Annotated in this window: 17 protein-coding genes and 1 other RNA gene; 14 read left to right on the plus strand and 4 right to left on the minus strand. The window is 58.4% G+C overall.

The annotated features are described in order from the left end of the window. Nucleotides 1–6: 6 nt before the first annotated feature. Complete coding sequence (locus OHL16_RS09420) at nucleotides 7–573, minus strand: TetR/AcrR family transcriptional regulator (protein ID WP_263366860.1); 567 nt, start codon at nucleotides 571–573, stop codon at nucleotides 7–9. 99 nt (nucleotides 574–672) lie between these two features. Between OHL16_RS09420 and add the strand changes: the two genes are divergently transcribed. The 7 genes from add to OHL16_RS09455 all read left to right on the plus strand — a co-directional run bounded on the left by add (nucleotide 673) and on the right by OHL16_RS09455 (nucleotide 6,727). Further along, nucleotides 673–1,647 (plus strand): adenosine deaminase, encoded by a 975-nt coding sequence (gene add, locus OHL16_RS09425; protein WP_263366861.1) that lies wholly within the window; start codon nucleotides 673–675, stop codon nucleotides 1,645–1,647. 28 nt (nucleotides 1,648–1,675) lie between these two features. Beyond that, nucleotides 1,676–2,458, plus strand: a complete 783-nt coding sequence (locus OHL16_RS09430) for a gamma-glutamyl-gamma-aminobutyrate hydrolase family protein (RefSeq protein WP_263366862.1) — start codon at nucleotides 1,676–1,678, stop codon at nucleotides 2,456–2,458. Between the two features lie 218 nt (nucleotides 2,459–2,676). Beyond that, on the plus strand, nucleotides 2,677–3,276 hold the full coding sequence (rsmG, locus tag OHL16_RS09435; protein WP_263366863.1) for a 16S rRNA (guanine(527)-N(7))-methyltransferase RsmG: 600 nt from the start codon (nucleotides 2,677–2,679) through the stop codon (nucleotides 3,274–3,276). A gap of 241 nt (nucleotides 3,277–3,517) precedes the next feature. Further along, nucleotides 3,518–3,682 carry a hypothetical protein gene (locus OHL16_RS09440; RefSeq protein WP_263366864.1) on the plus strand — a complete coding sequence of 55 codons (165 nt, stop codon included), beginning with the start codon at nucleotides 3,518–3,520 and terminating at the stop codon, nucleotides 3,680–3,682. A 380-nt stretch (nucleotides 3,683–4,062) separates the two neighbouring features. Next, nucleotides 4,063–4,983 carry a ParA family protein gene (locus tag OHL16_RS09445; protein WP_263366865.1) on the plus strand — a complete coding sequence of 307 codons (921 nt, stop codon included), beginning with the start codon at nucleotides 4,063–4,065 and terminating at the stop codon, nucleotides 4,981–4,983. 69 nt (nucleotides 4,984–5,052) lie between these two features. Next, nucleotides 5,053–5,961: a ParB/RepB/Spo0J family partition protein gene (locus tag OHL16_RS09450; RefSeq protein ID WP_263366866.1), complete on the plus strand. Its 909-nt coding sequence runs from the start codon at nucleotides 5,053–5,055 to the stop codon at nucleotides 5,959–5,961. Nucleotides 5,962–6,175: 214 nt separating this feature from the next. Continuing rightward, nucleotides 6,176–6,727, plus strand: coding sequence for a hypothetical protein (locus OHL16_RS09455; protein ID WP_263366867.1), 552 nt, complete (start codon nucleotides 6,176–6,178; stop codon nucleotides 6,725–6,727). 242 nt (nucleotides 6,728–6,969) lie between these two features. Here OHL16_RS09455 and OHL16_RS09460 read toward each other — a convergent pair whose 3' ends face one another. Further along, nucleotides 6,970–7,350 carry an MGMT family protein gene (locus OHL16_RS09460; protein ID WP_263366868.1) on the minus strand — a complete coding sequence of 127 codons (381 nt, stop codon included), beginning with the start codon at nucleotides 7,348–7,350 and terminating at the stop codon, nucleotides 6,970–6,972. Between the two features lie 512 nt (nucleotides 7,351–7,862). Between OHL16_RS09460 and OHL16_RS09465 the strand changes: the two genes are divergently transcribed. Next, the gene (locus OHL16_RS09465; RefSeq protein WP_263366869.1) at nucleotides 7,863–8,321 is read left to right on the plus strand and encodes a hypothetical protein; all 459 of its coding nucleotides are present in this window, start codon (nucleotides 7,863–7,865) and stop codon (nucleotides 8,319–8,321) included. A 298-nt stretch (nucleotides 8,322–8,619) separates the two neighbouring features. Beyond that, complete coding sequence (locus tag OHL16_RS09470) at nucleotides 8,620–9,357, plus strand: methyltransferase family protein (protein WP_263366870.1); 738 nt, start codon at nucleotides 8,620–8,622, stop codon at nucleotides 9,355–9,357. Nucleotides 9,358–9,812: 455 nt separating this feature from the next. Here OHL16_RS09470 and OHL16_RS09475 read toward each other — a convergent pair whose 3' ends face one another. Both OHL16_RS09475 and OHL16_RS09480 read right to left on the minus strand, forming a co-directional pair. Continuing rightward, nucleotides 9,813–10,109, minus strand: a complete 297-nt coding sequence (locus tag OHL16_RS09475; protein WP_263366871.1) for an HU family DNA-binding protein — start codon at nucleotides 10,107–10,109, stop codon at nucleotides 9,813–9,815. A gap of 522 nt (nucleotides 10,110–10,631) precedes the next feature. Further along, entirely contained in the window at nucleotides 10,632–11,324 is a 693-nt protein-coding gene (locus OHL16_RS09480) for a DUF2461 domain-containing protein (RefSeq protein ID WP_263366872.1), read from the minus strand. Between the two features lie 307 nt (nucleotides 11,325–11,631). Here OHL16_RS09480 and OHL16_RS09485 point away from each other — a divergent pair, with 307 nt between their 5' ends. The 5 genes from OHL16_RS09485 (at nucleotide 11,632) to rnpB (ending at nucleotide 17,947) form a co-directional block, all read left to right on the plus strand. After that, nucleotides 11,632–12,834, plus strand: a complete 1,203-nt coding sequence (locus tag OHL16_RS09485; protein ID WP_263366873.1) for a ferritin-like domain-containing protein — start codon at nucleotides 11,632–11,634, stop codon at nucleotides 12,832–12,834. 276 nt (nucleotides 12,835–13,110) lie between these two features. Continuing rightward, nucleotides 13,111–14,445, plus strand: a complete 1,335-nt coding sequence (locus OHL16_RS09490; protein ID WP_263366874.1) for a vanadium-dependent haloperoxidase — start codon at nucleotides 13,111–13,113, stop codon at nucleotides 14,443–14,445. Nucleotides 14,446–14,614: 169 nt separating this feature from the next. Further along, complete coding sequence (locus OHL16_RS09495; protein WP_263366875.1) at nucleotides 14,615–16,648, plus strand: ArnT family glycosyltransferase; 2,034 nt, start codon at nucleotides 14,615–14,617, stop codon at nucleotides 16,646–16,648. Between the two features lie 122 nt (nucleotides 16,649–16,770). Next, nucleotides 16,771–17,382 (plus strand): hypothetical protein, encoded by a 612-nt coding sequence (locus tag OHL16_RS09500; protein WP_263366876.1) that lies wholly within the window; start codon nucleotides 16,771–16,773, stop codon nucleotides 17,380–17,382. Nucleotides 17,383–17,478: 96 nt separating this feature from the next. Then, nucleotides 17,479–17,947: RNase P RNA component class A (gene rnpB, locus OHL16_RS09505), an RNA gene on the plus strand. The last annotated feature ends 80 nt before the right edge of the window (nucleotides 17,948–18,027 follow it).

Genomic DNA, 18,027 nt, shown 5'->3' on the forward strand with positions numbered 1-18,027 from the left:
AAATCTCTACCTCAGGGCCCGCCACACCATCGCAAATACCCGCTCCGTCAACTCGTTACGCCGCTTCGGGTGCTTTGTAATGAAGTCTATCGTCGCCTCCTGCATCGCCAATATCGTCGCCGCGGCGAACCCCGCAGGCAGACCCTTCAGCGCCCCGCGCCCGTCCAACTCGCTCAGCGTCGCATCGATCAGCTCCCGGTGCTCCGAGGTTCTCGCTCGCGTCTCCGACGTGATCAGGTCCGACACATTCAACAGCACCGAGACCTTCCGCTTAGCCGGAAACTCGATCGCCCAGTCGAGAAAGCTCGACCACACATGCCATGCACGGCGTTCAGGCCCCGCCTTCTGCGGAAAATCTGCGTTGATCCTGCTGTACACCTCACTCTTCAGCTCCAGATAAAGCTCGTTCAGCAGCTCTTCTTTATTCGCGAAGTAAGTAAACAGCGTGCCTTCGGCAAGTCCTGCCGCCTTTGCGATCTTCGCCGTAGACGCGCCCAGTCCGCCCTCAGCGATCTCCTTCACAGCCGCCCGAAGAATCGCGGCGCGTTTTTCAGGACTCCTCAGTCGTGCCATGCTCAGCCAGACTAACAGCAGCCCCCTCTCCGCTCGCCCCCATACCTCAGAAGAACTTCAAGCTCTTCTACAGCTACAACCTCCACGATAAAATCCCACATGTCCCATCTCCCGAAAGTTGAGCTGCACCTCCACCTCGACTGCTCTCTGAGCTTCGAAGCAGTCTCCCGCCTCGATCCCTCGATCTCCCGCGCCGAGTTCGAAACCGGCTTTATCGCCCCGCGCCGCTGCACCAGTCTGGCCGACTTCCTCACCCGCGCGCCGCGAGGCTTTCGCCTCATGCAGAGCGAAGCCGCCCTCGAGCTCGTCACCGAGGACATCTTCCAGCAGCTCGCCGCCGATGGAGTCATCTACGCCGAGATCCGCTTCGCGCCCCTGCTCCATCTCGAGAAAGGCCTCACCCCCGCCGCGGTGGTGGCCGCCGTCGATCGCGCGACCGAGCGCTGCATCGCCGCTACCGGTGTTGAGGCCCGCCTGATCCTCTGCACCCTGCGGCACTTCACCCCCGAGCAGTCCCTGCTCACCGCGCAGCTCGTCCGCCGCTTCCAGGGCAGTCGGGTCGTCGCCCTCGACATCGCCGGCGACGAGGCCGGCTTTCCCATTGACGCGCACATCCCGGCGTTTCGCTATGCACTCGAACACAACCTCCATCGCACCGCGCACGCTGGCGAGGCACGCGGACCCGACAGCGTATGGGAGACCCTCCGCGCCTTTCAGCCCACCCGCATCGGCCACGGCGTCCGCAGCATCGAGGACGCGTCCCTGGTTGAGCACCTCCGCCGCGAGCGCATCCACCTCGAAGTCTGCCCCTCCAGCAACGTCCAGACCTGCGCCTCTCCCTCCTACGAAGAGCACGCCGTGGATCAGCTCTTCCGCGCCGGAGTCTCCCTCGGCATCAACACCGACTGCCGCACGATCACCAACATCACGCTGGAGGAGGAGTACGCCCAGCTCCGGGAGCACTTCCAATGGACGCCGGACCATCTCTTCACCTGCAATCGCAACGCTCTGAACGCTGCCTTCGTCGAAGACCCCGAGCGGCAGCGGCTTCTGTCACGGCTCGCTTCCGCCTGAGGCAGAACCGCCGTATCATCCAATCAGAATGAAGCCGCGCATCGCCATCCCCATCCCTACCAGCCTCAACCTTGACTACAACGGAAGGTCCTGGCCCCAGTACGCCGAGGCCGTCACCCGTGCCGGTGGCGAGCCGGTCGAGATTCCCCTGAACGCCACCCCGCGCGAGACCGCCGACCTTATTAACACCTGCCAGGGAGTCCTTCTCCCCGGCTCCCCGGCCGACGTCAATCCGCAGAAGTATGGGCAGGACCAGATCCCCGAGTGCAACCCCGCCGACCCGGCCCGCGAGAACGTCGACGAGCTGCTCCTGCAGGACGCCCACAACCTCTACAAGCCCATCCTCGCCATCTGCTTCGGGATCCAGTCGCTGAACGTCTGGCGCGGCGGGACCCTCGTCCAGCACCTGACTCCGATGCCGGTGAACCACCCCGCCGGGAAGACCGTCGCGGTGGCCCACTCCGCCGCCATCGCCCCTGACTCCACCCTCGGCAGCATTGTTCCCCCAGCAGAGGCCCCGGTCGAGGACGGCTTTCTCCGGCTTCCCATCAACTCCAGCCACCACCAGGCCATCGGAATCCCCGGCGACGGGCTCCGCGTCACCGCCCGCTGCCCCCAGGACGCCGTGATCGAGGCGGTCGAAGGCGGCCAGGACCCGCACCACCCCGGCGCCCACTTCGTCCTCGGAGTCCAGTGGCACCCAGAGCGCAGCTACGAGATCAGCCCGGCCTCCCGCGCCATCTTCGAGCGCTTCATCGCCGAAGCCGCCGCCTGGAAGCCGCGCCCCATCCACACCTCCGTCGCCAGCTAGCCCGACCGCGGATCAACACGGATCAACACGGATAAGACTTGTCTGAATGTTCCACGTGGAACACTGGCGCGCATCGGACGGTACAGAACCACGCCCTTCGTTTCGGGAGCAGCACAGTTGCTCAGATGTTCCACGTGGAACATTCACGGTTCTGGCCTCTAATCCGCGCTTCTCCGCGTCGATCCGCGGTCGCCCGTTCTGCGATACTTAGTTTCGGCATGGCAGCTCTGTCCGAATCCACGATCTCCACCCTCCTGGCCCCGTATCTCGATCCACCGCCTGCACTTCTCCCGCAACTCTCGGCCTACCTCGACCTCCTGCTCAAGTGGAACGCCCGGACGAACCTCACGGCGATCCGTTCCCCCGAGGAGATTGTCCGGCGCCACTTCGGCGAGAGCCTCTTCGCGGCGCGGAACCTTGGCGACCCCGATACCTTGCTCGATCTCGGCTCCGGGGCCGGATTTCCCGGGCTTCCCATCGCTCTGCTGCGGCCGGAGATCTGCGTAACGCTGGCGGAGTCCCAGAACAAGAAGGCTACGTTTCTCCGAGAGGCCGTCCGTACCCTTGCACTGCCGAACGTCGAGGTCTGGGCTGCCCGCGCCGAGTCCCTTCCCGCAGAGCGCCGCTTCCACACTGTAACCCTGCGGGCCGTAGACGACATGGCCGCCGCAATAGCTGCCGCCGAGCCCCGCGCCACCCACCAGATTGTGCTGCTCGCCGGAGCTCAGCCAGTCCTGCCCGCAGGCCTCAGCGCAGGGCCGTCCATCCCAGTCCCCAACACGGATTCGGCCGTCCTTCTCCGTGTCACTCGCTCCTGAATGTTCCACGTGGAACATTTGCGCGGCGGAAGCCCGGCACGCACACCCGTAACCTGTGCTCCGCCGCGGGTTCCGTTTTGGAATAGCCACACCTTTGTTTCTTTTTTGCCACAAAATTCCTGTTGTTGCGCCGATGAACCTTTGATATAAACAGCTACACCCTTAGTGATAGGGGTCCTCCCCAAGAAGTTGCAGCCGAAGTCTATTTAACCAAGGAACTACGCCGCTTTTGGGAGAACTTATGAAGTCCTATACCGAGGAGAACGGGTCCATTTCAGAGAACAACAGCCAACTCGTTCTCACCTACCCGCCTTTGCTCCACAAGATGCTTGACTATCGTGTGACCGAGATTGTGATGGGAACCCTCATCTTCGGGGCCATCGTTTTGTTAAAGCTGCACCGATAGGCTTTAGCACCGATCTGTACCGATTTCACCGATTAGAAAATGGCAGGGATTCTCCTGGCTATTGGCCTGGCCGCACTAAGCGAGTTCATCCAGATCTCACTGGCATTTGATCGGGGGCATCGGTGTGAATCGGTATCGGGCCTCAGCAGAAATGTTCCACGTGGAACAAAAGTTTTCCACACGGCCCATCGCGCAACTCCTGTAGATATTGCGTCGCTTCCCGTCTTCCACAGGTTCTCCACAACCGCACGGGTTCTCCACAAATCTCTTGCATTGCCTCAGGACTCGGGTCTCTATACCCTTCAACTAAGCCGATGATCACGATTCACCCAGCCAACAAAAAACCCCGCCCGGTGCAAACGACGGAGCAGCCTAGCGCGGTGGCTCTCGCAGATGAAACCCCGAAGGATGAGACCCCGAAGGCGATCCCTTCCAGGGTGATTGCGGTCGTAAACCAGAAGGGCGGCGTCGGCAAGACCACTACAGCCATCAACCTCGCCGCTTCGCTCGCGCTCGAAGGACTCGCCACGCTGCTGATCGACTGCGACCCCCAGGCCAATACCACCGGAGGCCTCGGCTTTGGCCGCGAGGACGGCCGCGCCAGCGTCTATGACCTGATGATGGGCCACGTCCCGGCCGATAAGATCATTCTTCCCACGGAGATCGAGAACCTGTCGCTGGTCCCCGGCAGCAAGAATCTGATTGGCGCCAATATTGAGCTGGTCGGGCTGGAGCGCCGCGAGTACCGGCTGCGTGAGGCCATTGAGCCAGTCCGAGCCAACTACCCCTTTATTCTGCTCGACTGCCCGCCGGCTCTCGACCTGCTGACCCTGAACTCCCTGGTGGCCTCGGATGGGCTGCTGGTTCCCATGCAGGCGGAGTACTTTGCGCTGGAGGGGATCTCGGAGCTGATGAGCACGCTCGACCGCGTCTCGCAGGCGTTCAATCCGACGCTCGCGCTCGAAGGCGTTCTGCTGACGATGTACGACGACCGGACGAACCTCTCCCAACAGGTCTCCGACAACCTGCGGTCGTTCTTTAATGACAAGCTGCTCAAGACGACGATCCCGCGCAACATCCGGCTGGCGGAGGCTCCGAGCCACGGCAAGCCGGTCGCGCTGTACGATCCGCGATCGCGCGGGGCCGAGGCTTACCACGAGCTGGCCCAGGAGATTCTGACGCGAAACAACGTTGAGAGCCCCGAGGCCGTCAAGCGCAAGGCCGAAGCGGAGGCCGAAGAGGCTGCAGCGAAGGTTACGAAGAAGGATAAGAAGGTCCGGTTCTGGCCGTATACGAAGTAATTCGGACAAGCTGCTCGTTTTCGAATCGCTTTCTACAAGTAATTGATCAACACAGAGATAGAGATACAGATGCCAACAGCTACTCAGGACCCTAAACGCCGCGCCCTTGGAAAGGGCCTGGAATCCCTTCTACCGCAGCGTCCCGTCAATATTGCTGCCTCTGCCGCCGCTCCTGTGGAGGTTGCGGGCAAGCCGCTGGAGATTGGGCTGGACCATATTGAGCGCAACCCGTGGCAGACGCGCAGCCGCTTCGATGAGGTACAACTGGCGGAGCTGGCGGCGTCGATTACGGCGACGGGAGTTGTGCAGCCTATTCTTGTCAGGCCGCTCATAGGAGGAAAGTATCAGCTCATCGCCGGTGAGCGACGCCTGCTGGCCTCGCGCAAGGCGGGAAAGACGACGATTCCGGCGATTGTGCGACAGGTTCCGGACGAGCAGGTCCTGGAGATGACGATCGTCGAGAACCTGCAGCGGACGGACCTGAACCCGATGGAGCAGTCGCGGGCGTATCAGCGGCTAAGCGAGGTCTTCCACCTGACGCAGGAGCAGATGGCGACGCGCACAGGCAAGGATCGGGCCTCGGTGGCGAACTTCCTTCGTCTGCTGCGGCTTCCGGAGGGCGTGCAGACCAAGGTGGAGACGGGCGAGTTGAGCTTTGGCCATGCGAGGGCGCTGCTGGCGCTGGACTCGCCGGAGCTGATCACGTCGGCGGCGCAGAAGGTGCTGGCGCTGTCGCTTTCGGTGCGGCAGACGGAGAGCTATGTGCAGGGGCTGATCAATCCGGAGGCCAAGGAGAAGAAGGCCGACAAGGCGGCGCAGCAGCCGGAGGACCCCAATGTTCGCGAGGCGCAGGATACGCTGCGGCGGCGGCTGGGACTGAAGGTGAGGATCGAAGACAAGAAGGGCAAGGGCAAGGTGATTATCGAGTACTCGGGGCTTGAGGACTTTGATGCGATCATGACTGCGCTCGGCGGGTGAACGTGCGATGCCCCTCCCATGCCGCGATGAAGCTGCGGCATGGATGGGGCACCCCGGCGAAGAAACTCGTTCCCCTAGAGATCAACTTGCAAAGGATGTGAGAGATCTTCGCAAGACTACAAACACACCGAATACCCAAATCCAAAAGCTGATCCAGCAAAACAAACAGCAGTGGCCTGAGATGAATAAGACTCAATGAGTCTAGGAGCAAAGCATGACGAACTCTGAGTTTGTAAATGCTCTAAAGGTCCAAACCAGCGATGCCGCCGTATTCGGAACCGTGGCAAATCTTGAGCGTCCACCTGGCAGAAAGCCTCGAGAACGAGATGTGACGCTTTCGAAGTGGTACGGGAACCTTACCAGTTCAGATAAGGCGTTCGTCAATACGGTCATACGTGAAGCAGCAGAGTTGGCGGTGTTCAGTTTCTTATGTGTTCTAGATGGTGTTTCCGCGATAGAGGACGGCCCTGAAAAGGGAGATTTGCGTCTCATTTACACGAAGAATGGTATCGAACTCTTATTGAACGGCTCATCGCAAGAGTTCTTGCACGATTCATACAATGCACTGTGTCAAGCATCTGATCCGATTGCTCCAGAACGACCGGAAGTACGGGTGTATGAGGTAGACTCTGCCCAGCATCTTAGAGAGAAGCAAACGTCAGCCGACGGAATGGATCTACATTCAGTATTGCCGATTACCAGCAAAACTCCTGTTCCTGAGGCTCCCTCTATTGCGTTACCCAAAAATGAACACCGCAAACTGTAGGAAGCACATGGGACTCGGTAGCCATGGCTGGGTGGCCCATATCTAAACCCGGGTGGACTGGGTGGCGATGCTTGAGTTCTTCAGATATCAGGTGATTTTTTTATTTATGTAACTAATTTAGTTACATATTTTTCTTGTGCTGCGGCGCAAGGTGGAGGAGATCAGGTATCTTCTCTTTCCTGGGGCGAGCATCGTTGTGCGGCGCAGTATGGGCGAGTGCGGCTGCTCCCCTTACAGAATCGTCAATCGTGCGTCTCCCAACTGCGAATTGGGTGTTCATAGATTTCCATATTGACGCGCTTGCCGCGAAACTTTACGCCCTCCATAGTGAGCCGAAGGCGTTGTTCGGCTGCAGCTTCACCTTTCAGCTTGATCTCGCCGCCGGCACCGACGATGCGCTGCCAGGGCAGTCCGTGGAGAGGAGCATTGCGTAGCAACCGTGCGACCGCTCGGTGGTACAAGGGATAGCCCGCGGCAGCAGCGACTTTGCCATAGGTTGAAACTCTGCCCTTGGGGACAGAACGAATGATGCGCCGAAAGGCGTCGTCGCGCTGCTCATTTTTGCGAAGACCGTCTTTCAGGATCCTTCGCTTGAGATTTTGCGGAACCATCGGGGAGCGCATGAGCAGAACTGTATCAAAGGCTGGTGCCGCTCCCAATTTGTAACCGAGTTGTTATAAATCTCCTCATGCTGGGCTACCTTCTAAATCCAGACGTAAAGCGCTTGTTTGGGATGAAGGACGGCGAAACCGAGGACTGGTGGACGTTCTGAAACGACCTACATGCTCAGGTGCGGAGTGACAACCTCAAAGGCAACAGCAGTCCCCTTCGGGATGACAACTAGAACAGTAACCGTGAAGTAAGGTCCCCGGCGGTAACAACTGAAAGTGATAAAGTGATCGTCGCCTTCATGTTGATAACGACTTAGGCCCGACGGCATGGATGAATCTTATCGAGAGTCGGAACAGAAGAGGAAAAAGCGTATCGCGCTTTTGCGCGATTGGCCCACATCTGGCGAAAAACGCCAGATATGGGGCACCCAATTGGTGGCTCAGTCAGATGTCGGCAACCCAGTCCGACAGTGGTGGGCTGCATAATAGACGCTAAGTAATTCACAAGTAGAGGCAACTGGCAAATGGCTACGCTGATTCAGCGCATCAAACGGTATCGATTGTTGGCGATATTGTTAGTAATTGTCTTCCTTACTATTAAGGGATGTGAATTGTTCCCCGAAGCCACATTCACGTTGGCAAACGATTCGAGACTGCCGAAATGGGTTACACTCCCACCGGAACTTACACGCGCCAATGCTTCGCTCACTATGAACTATTACGCTGTGCCATGGAGAACTGCGCAATTTATATTCCGAGATAAGAATGGACATATTCTGAAGAAAGAAAATGGCAAGATGAGATGCAGAGCGCCTTTCGAGCTAGAAAATCCCCCACAAGGATTTCCCTCTGGTTACCCGGCTTATGAAGCGATAACTGTCCACGGCATAACAGAAATCATCGAACATAGAAAGATGGAGCCAATCTTTTATGTAACCGATGATCCTGCCGTTTGGAAACAATATGAATCGATTGGGTGTTAGCTGCTGCAGGCCGTACTGTCCTTCGGTACTAACCGTGTAAGCGATTTTTCCAACGGCGATTTTATGGCTGGACTGTACAGCGAATCTACGAAGCACGTTGGCTCTAGGGCAGGCGCGGCTATTCCGCTTGAGCTCGGCGGCGGGTACGGCAACGGCAACTGCGAACGCGAAGGACGCTAAGGTTGCGCGAAGGACGCACCGGCAGTTGCGAGGGTCTGCGAGCAGTGGATTGAGCGAGACACTAGAATTGATGCATTGCGTTATTTGCTAGAGAGGATTTTGCGCGTCTGGCGCAGACATGAGACCTTCCGCTTTCGTATTCCGCTATCGCCTTCTTGTTCATGCTGTGATCTTTCTGCTTGCCTTTACCGTGCCGTGGGATAGGTGGCTGCGGCTCGATCTCGACGCGAATGGCTCGACGTGGCTTCTGCTCTCGACGTGGACGGCGCGTAATCACTGGCTCTCGTTCTCTGCGGCGACGGTTGCGTTTCTGGTCTTCGGGGCGGGGTGCGCGCTGGCGGCGGCGCTGCTTCGCACGTGGGCCGCAGCTTATATCGGATACGCCACAGTGCAGTCGCCCTTGCTGCACGGCGACCGCGTGGTGGCGGCCGGGCCATACCGGTATCTGCGGAATCCGCTTTATCTCGGCACCATCGTGCACACGTTTGGCCTTGCGCTGCTGATGCCTCCGAGCGGCGCGATCTTCGCTCTGGTGTTCGTCACAGGCCTCGAGCTTGTGCTCATTGCCTGCGAGGAGCCATTTCTGACGGCGAAGCTTGGCGATGCGTATACGGCCTATCGGGCGCGGGTTCCACGGATTGTTCCGGCGCTCACGCCACGGGTTCCGCAGTCGGAGATGCAAGCGCACTGGAAGACGGCCTTCCCCGCCGAGATCTACTACTGGGGCTTCTTTCTTACGTGGCTGGTTGTCGGATGGAAGTACAACGCCTCGCTGATGACGCAGGGAGTGTTGATCTCGCTGGGGGTCGCGCTGGTGGTTCGGGCGCTTCTGCCTCGGCAGGCGGAAAAGGCTTAACAAGCGATCGGCACCCGGCGACGGCCGGAGAAGAAAGCGTACCTCAGCGGCTAAAGCCGCCTTCTTGTTGCGACAGGTACGGCACGGCTGAAGCCGTGCCCTTAAGCAAAACGAAATGCGTGGCGGTGGACTCCCTACTTCCCACCCTTGTCGCGGTGAGGCTGCGACAAGGATGGGGCACCCGAGCTTTGTGTGCGCTCTGGAAGAGAAGAGCAGATTCCTCCACCCCGCTTCGCTCCGGTCGGAATGACAAACGGAAAAAGTGGTCGGAATGACTACTGGAAAGAGTAGTTGGACAAAAAGAGCCCGCTGCCCCCTGGGAGGGACAACGGGCTGAGGTTTGACTTCATGCACTCACACACTCTGGTGCTGGCAGCCTGAGGCTGCACGCATAAACGAATGGGGAGGGCCCTACGCCGCACGGCGCTTGCCCGCTGCCGGCGGCGTTTGTGTGACTACTTCTTCGCCGGAGCGATGGTGTCCTTGGCAACCTTGGCGACGCGGAACTTCACCACGGTCTTGGCCTTGATCTTGATGGTCTCGCCGGTCTGCGGGTTGCGGCCGAGACGAGCCTTGCGCTCCGCCTTCACCAGCTTGCCGATTCCAGGAATGGTGAACTCGCCGTTCTTCTTGGTCTCCTTCACTGCGGTCTCGGCCAGCAGATCGAGGAACGCGGTGGTCTGCTTGTTGGTGAGTTCGAGCTTCTCCGCCATGTGACGGACGAGGGCTGTCTTGGTCAATCCCTTTGCCATGTGTGTTACTCCTTCTTACGTAATCAAAGTGTGATGCATCGGACTTGCTCGCCTTGGCCCGTAAAGCAACATCTTCGCTGCCGCATGGTGGAACTCTGCGAAATCGTCAATGTTCATGCGGGTGCGGGGAACCGTACCGCATTTCACCTTCATCCTTTCTACACGCTTTGTCAATCAGATTTCACCAGTTTCCACAGGTTTTTTCGTTTTTTTCTTGGTTTTAGGGGGTTTTAGAGGTTTTTAGGGGCATTTTGGAGCCTATGGAAGAACAATCGGGCGACTGAGGATTGACAAAGCAGAAGGGCAACGGCGAACGCAGAGAGCGCGAAGGTAGACGCAGAGGACGCGAAGGATCCTGCGATGAGCCTGCGAAGGATGGAGCGCCGGAGCTGGGTGGCCCTCCAGGCGAACAGCAGATTCCTCGGCTTCGCTCGGAATGACAAGCAAAAAAGCGAAGGATCCTGCGGATAGACTCTTTCTCTGTGTTCTTCCGTGATGATCGGTGGTCGATTACGTGGTCGATTAAAAGAGCGGTTTTCGCGGCTTGGGGATGAGCGGAGCGTTGAGGAGCTCGACCATGGGGGCCGCAGCTTTGAAGCGCACGATGACCTCTTTGAGGAAGGTGGGCTGCGTTGCGGCCTCGGCTGGGAGATTGGCGAGGACTCCCCACTGACGGCAGCGGATGAGGTCGATCGCGGGGTCGTCGGGGGCGAAGCCTTTGGGCGGGCGGGTGAGTGGCAGGCCTTCGAAGGGCTGCATGAGCGAGCGGAGCTTTTTGTTGGCGAGGATCTTGCGGAATTCGGCGTGGTGGTCGACGAGGTAGCGGCGGATGGCGAGGAGCTGTTCGCGCTCGGGCATGTAGACGCCAGCGGCTATGACGACCTCGGTGGCTCCGACGTGGAGGTAGAAGCCTCCTCCGGAGGTCTTCTCGAGGCCGGTGCGCGCCCACCAGGCTCCCTGGTGCGTTTTGTAGGGGTGCTTGTCGGGGCTGAAGCGGGTGTCGCGGTAGATACGGAACAGGGCCTTCTGCGGGGGGCGGACGTTGTCGGGCGCGAAGGCGAGCATCGCCTCATTGACGGCGGCGACGAGCGCGAGCATGGGGGCCTTGACCTCGCGCTCGTAGATGGGCTTGCGCTCGTTGAACCAGGCGCGATCGTTGTGGCGCTTGAGGCCGCGGAGGAACTTGAGGGCTTCGGGGGAGAAGTGGGTGGGCATTCCTCTTAATGATGCACCGGGGTTGAGGCGGGTGCGGAGAAAAGAATGGCCCAGACCGATTTCGGCGCGCTTTGCTCCTGGCCACTATCGAGTTCATAACGTTCGAGAATTGTCTCAACCACTCTCTGCGAGACAGTTCGCCACCGGCTGGAGCGATTTATTGGAATAAATCCACGCGAACTCAGTTAGCACCTGCAGAAGACGCTGTGACGCCACCTGTTGGACGAACAGACCTCATCGTTCCAGGAATTTAACCCACTGGCTGGGGTCCCGGCGCAACATCACTGCAAAAACGGAGAGGAAACGCATGAAGACGGAAATCCGACCATCCACCTTGTCATCTGAGCCTGGTTCTCTGTCGTTGACAGAGGACGCTAACGAAAAGTTTGGCCGCGTTGTGCGGCGACGGTCGTTCCTGAAAGGGATGGGTATGGCCACCGCAGCAGTACCGGCTGCCGTGCTGTTACCGGCTGGGGCGCTCTTCACCGAAGCCAAGGCTCATGCGTCAGAACCCCAGCACGGGGGCAAACTTTCGCGGGGAGATGCAGCTATCCTCCGGTTTCTAGCCGCGGTAGAGCTGATCGAGAGTGATCTTTGGGTACAGTACAACGAGCTCGGAGGAGTCAACGGAGGCAATCCAGCATACATCGCGGCTCTTCAGAATCTCGATGGCGATATGCCTCAATACATCAGCGACAACACAGACGATGAGTTGAGTCACGCCGCGTTCCTTAACGCTTACTTGGAGTCTAAGGGCGAGGAGCAGGTCAATCTCGATCAGTTCAGGACTTTGCCAAGCAGCCAGGCGACCGGGGCAAAACAAATCGGGCGGCTCACCAACCTGCTGAATCTCAATGTGGATCTGAGTTGGTACACGCGCTACCGCAGCAAAGAGAATCCAGATCTCGGCGCGACTTTCAAAGGGCCGTTCTCCATTACGAACGAGCCCGCAATTCCCCTGAATGACACTGACACTCCTCCCAACACTGCACAGCCTGCTCCTCCAGTAACTCCAGCGGCCCGCCGGATGCAAGCGATCGCCAACACGGCGGGGTTTCATTTTGCGTTTATCGAGCAGGGTGGATCGAGCCTTTATACAACGATGGCGCTCAAAGCCAGCGATCTTGAGGTCCTGCGAATCGTGGTCAGCATCGGCGGTGTCGAAGTAGACCACTTCTCGCTCTGGCACGACAAGGCCGGCAACGCGGTGGCGCAACCTCTAGCTGGGCTCGTCGATCCGGAGACCGGGCTAACCTTCCCGGACCTGAATGCACCGGCAACGGAACTAACCAAGACGAATCTGATCCTGCCTGAACCGTGTGACTTCCTCAAACAAGAGAAGCTGCCCCCTTGCTCAGTCATCCGACCGTCCCTGACAGAGAATGGGGGCGCGGTGGCAACGATCAAGGCTTTCACAGATGATCTGCTCTTCGCTGGCCAGTCCAATGAATTCTTTCATTTGGTAAGGCAACTAGCCAGCGAGGCGGATGCGGCACAACGTGAATTGTGAGGGTAATTCCTTCGACCGAACCACGACGACCCGACGCCATCGTGCAGCTCCTGGCGAAGATTCTTCGATCGCACTTAGTCTGCTGACAAGTTAGCGACGACCGGCTTATACCTCCTCTACTCTCTTCCGCCCCCGCTGTAGCTTTCTGTGTTTCAGCGGGAATAAATGAACCCATCGCCAGTTATCTGAGTGGGCACAGTCTCGGAGCTTCAGAATTTCGCTGAGTGTTCTGCCACTCGAGTCCGCATTCCTGCCCACGTAAGAGAAGGGAGATCTATGAAAATGGCACGAGTCTTGTGTGCACTTGCGCTTTTTGCCGGCCTCACTACCCTCCTGATGGAGGGTAGTGAAGCGAGAGCTGAAAGCGATCAGGATCGAGGAGATCGATCCTCCGATCAGGCAGTCAACCCGGTTGTCCAGTGGAACAAAAACCTCCTGGTCATCGTTCGTACTCGGGGAGCACAGCCTCCAACCGTCCACGCGACGCGCAGTTTCGCGATCATGCATGCTGCGATCTATGACGCGGTCAATGTTATTGACAGAAGTCACAAGCCGTATCTCATCCGTTTAGCACGCCCGCAACGAGATGCTTCCCTCGAAGCAGCAGCAGACGCTGCGGCGCACGAAGTGCTGGTTGCGCTGTATCCGGCATTCAAGGCCACACTCGATGCCGAACTTCAGCAATCATTGGCGCAGATTCCGGATGGACAGGACAAAGCTGTAGGCATTGACATAGGGCAGACAGTGGCGGACCAAATCCTGGCCTTACGAAGCACGGACGGCGCGAATTCCAATCCGATTCCCTATGATTTTGGAAACGCCCCGGGAGACTACCAGTCGACACCGCCAAATTTCCCTCCACAACCGCAATTCACGCATTGGTCTCACGTGACCCCTTTTGCCCTTGAGCATGCGAACCAGTTTCGCCCTGGTCCGCCTCCGGCGCTGATCAGCGATAGCTACAGCGATGCTTTCAATCAGGTCAAATCGTTAGGAATGTTCGACAGCACGACGGCGACGGCTGACGAAATGTTAATTGGCCAATTCTGGAATGGGGCCATTCAGAACTATTGGAATGAGATCACGCAGACGGCCTCGGTGGCGCATGGCTTGACGACGGCTGAGAGTGCCCGCCTGTTTGCCTTGCTGAACCTTAGCCTCGCTGATAGTGTGATCGCTTTCTACGACGCCAAATACACGTACAATTTCTGGCGTCCGGTAACCGCCATTCGTGCTGCCGATACCGACAACAATCCAGAGACGGTAGTTGACACGACGTGGCTGCCGGAAGGCGGCAAGAACACCGCCCCGGATCCGTCCTACCCAGGTGCGCACGCTACGATCAGTGCTGCCGGGGCAGAGGTGCTGGACTCCTTCTTCAAGAGGGACGATTTCGATCTCAACGTGACGTCAGAGGTTCTACCTGGGGTAGAACGTTCATTCACGAGCTTCTCCGCGGCGTTCGACGAAGCATCCTTCAGCCGTGTTTTGGCGGGACAACATTTCAGCTTTGACGAGAACGCTGGCGGTCGATTGGGTCGTGAGGTCGCCAATTTTGTCGTCGACAACTTCTTAACCAGTCGAGAAAGAGAGGGAGAGGACGACAGGTAGCTCCTGTTATGTCCTCAGCTACGGGCTCTCGAATCGCGCAACGCGTCAGACCTGGAACATACCATCTGACGCGTTGCTCAGAGAATGTGAGTTGGGCTTTGCCTACCCGACCTCGAGCAGCAACCTGTTCAGCCAACACAAGCGCGTTTGTGAGGACTGATGTGACTGTATGCTTGTGCGCATGCAGAAAAGATCTGATACGCGCACATCAACTTCGCCTAGACAAACGATTGTATTGGTTCTGGCTGGCCTTTTACTTTGCGTGCTCACCATTCAGCTGGTCCATGTTGCACGACTCTTTTCCGCTAACTGGGACGAGGCGCACCACCTCTATGACGGCTACGCGATCCTGACCAGGCACGACTACCGGGCGAACGCCGAGGTGCCACCGCTTGTGAAGGTGATGGCCGCCCTGCCCCTTCTACACTTACATCCTTCGTTGCCGGGGCAATTGAGCACTTCCCAAACGCAGAACGCATTTCTGGCTGGCCGGGCCTTTGTTTTCGGCAATGGCGGCGACCGTCTGCTCTTTCCGGCCCGCATGGCCTGTATGCTGTTTAGCCTAACGACAGCGCTGCTTACCTATGCAGCAGGGCGGACCTTCTTTGGTGCACTAGCTGGCCTCTGCGCATTGTTTCTGTTCGTCTTTGATCCCAACGTCCTTGCGCACGGCACCCTGATCTCCACAGATATGGGTAGTGCCTGCTTCATCCTGGCCGGTGTGTATGCCTTCTATCGCTTCGCAATCCAGCCGGGTTGGAAGTGGCTGCTCGCTGCGGGTCTTCTCGCGGGACTTGCCATGGTTGCGAAGTTCACCGGAATCCTGATCGCGCCCATGCTGCTCGTGATTGCGGTGGCGGAGGGCATCCGCAAGCGCAGCGCTGTTGTGCTTGGAAAATTGTTGGCCGCTTCCATCGCGATTCTGGTCTGCGCTTGCCTCGTCATTTGGATGTTCTACGGGTTTCGCTACGCGCCGGCTACTGTGGGTCTGGACCTCTCTCCCTCATTGGCGCCCTATCTTGCATCAATGCCGCACAAAAGCGATGGGGCAAAGCTTGCTCTTCTCGCTCGCTTCCATCTGTTACCGCAGGCCTACCTCTGGGGACTGGCAAATACCAAACACACGGAATGGGAGTACACAAGCTACTTCCTGGGACGCGTTTACAGGCATGGTCCCTGGCAATACTTCCCCTTGGCCTTTCTGATTAAATCCACTCTTCCGCTGCTGATCCTGCTACTTCTTGCTCCGTTGGCGCTGCGCAGCTCCAAGCAGGGATACGGCCGGGAGCTGATCTTTTTGCTGGTTCCGGTGGGCGTCTACTTTGCCGTCATTACAACGTCACACTTCGACATAGGTGCCAGGCACCTGATGCCCGTGTATCCATTTCTCTACATCATCGCGGGAGCCGCAGCCGCCATGCTGCTGCGCCGAGGATCCGGATGGGCTGCGCTGGCCACGGTCTTGGTTATGTGGCAGATCGTGACCACTATGCGGATCGCTCCGAACTACATGGCCTATGGCAACGAGGCATGGGGTGGTCCGCTCCAGGTACGTCGCTACCTAAGCGACGCCAACGTTGACTGGGGCCAGCAGCTCAAGACCGTGAAGCAGTATCTGGATCAGAATCACATCTCAAACTGCTGGTTCGCCTACTTCCCAGACGGCGCAGTGCAGCCGATAGACTACGGCATACATTGCAAACGTCTGCCCACGCCCAGCGCCCTATGGTGGCTCAACTTGCCCATGACCGTCCCGCCCCAGATCGAGGGCACCGTGCTGATTAGCGAAAGCGTTCTCGATGGCGTGGAGTCCGGCGATGGAGCTCTTAATCCCTACGACGCGTTCCATAAGCTGCACCCTGTCGCTATCCTTCAAGACGGCGTATACGTTTATCGCGGAACCTTTTCTGTCCCGCTCGCCTCAGCCTTGGTAGATGTTCGCCGCTCCAGAGAACTGGCGCACGCCGGGCAAATAGACCAAGCATTACAACTCGCGCAACAAGCTGCCACGCTCGCACCGGACTCACCCAGGGTACAACTCCAGCTAGCCGATGTACTGGCTATGCAGCAACAATGGCGTGAAGCAGCAGATCACTACCACCTTGCGCAAGTGGCCCTGATGCACCAACGGCCAGATCTGCAGGCGGAAGAGCTCGGTCCACCAATTGAGCTTGGGCTGAAAAACACCCTCTCAAGTCGCTGACAAGTCAGTCCTGAGCAGCGAACAGTCGCGCGGGCGTGGGTCAGTAATGACAAGTCGGCTTGTGGGAAGTAATCTTCGAAGCTCAAATCAAGTTCCTGTTAGCGCCGTTATCGGTTGCCGGTATGCTTAAAAATATGCGCCGCTTTCTGCCTGGCCTTCTGGTTTTGTGTGGGGTTTTGTTTGGTGCGGCTTCTGGCGCTTCGGCGATTGAGGTGAAAGTTACGCCGCAGGCGCTGGAGCGCACTCTGAAGACGCAGCTCTTCAACGGGCCGGATGGACGCTACTATCTGCGCGGCAAGGCTGGTTCTTCGTGCTACGTGTATGCCGATGATCCGCACGTCACGTTCAAGGACGATCGCGTGGTGGTGCATGTGCACACGAAGTCGAAGCTGGGGACCTCGGTGCATGGCGCATGCATTGGACTCACGCTCAACAGTGATGTGGACGTCTCGCTGGTTCCCGATGCCGAGGGAGAGACGATTGGCTTTCGCGATGCTCGCATTGAGAAGCTCAGCGACTCGCACGAGCTGAATTTTCTGCTGATGCCGTTCCTGAGCCACAAGCTTCCGCAGCAGATGAAGGTGAACGCGGCGGACCTGATGCGGCAGCTGCTCAATCGCTCGACTGAAGCGACCGGATACGCTCTCTCGCTCACTGCGCTCAAGATCCATTCCCTGCTGGTGCAAGGGGCGCTCCTTGTGCTGGATGTGGATGCGGGGATGAGTGTGAGTTAGCCGGTATCGATCTTGAGAAGGACGTCGAAGGCGTCCGGGTTCTCGGTTGCGGTGTAGCCGAGTGTGTAGGTTGGGCAAAAGAGGTACACTGGAGGAGCAGGCGGCCGGATGATCGCTGCCGCTCGGGTCCGCGAGGACGTTGGGCGGGGGAGGAAAGTCCGAACTCCGCAGGGCAGTGTGCCGGATAACGTCCGGGACTGATGCTTGAAGGCATCAGGACGGCCAGTGCCACAGAGAACATACCGCCTCCGCAGCGCAAGCGGCGAAGGTAAGGGTGAAAAGGTGCGGTAAGAGCGCACCGCGCGGTCAGTAATGAACGCGGCAGGGTAAACCCCACACGGAGCAAGACCAAATAGGCAGGGATGCTGCCGCTACTCTCCAGGCGGCAGCGGCGTATCGGCCCGATGCGCCCAGGCGGAGAGATCGGCAGCTAATCCAGAAACTTCGTTTCTGCTTAGTTGCTATAGCCGAAACCTGCGGGTAGGTTGCTGGAGCGGCGCAGTAATGCGTCGCCTAGAGGAATGATCGTCTAGAACAGAATTCGGCTTACGAGCCGTCTGCATGATGTGGCCCCGGAGATCGCGAAATCGGTCCCGGGGCCATCAACATTTTTCTTGAAATTCGACAATGCCGCCCTGAAACTGA

The organism is Edaphobacter bradus (assembly GCF_025685645.1).
Taxonomy (GTDB): Bacteria; Acidobacteriota; Terriglobia; order Terriglobales; family Acidobacteriaceae; genus Edaphobacter; species Edaphobacter bradus.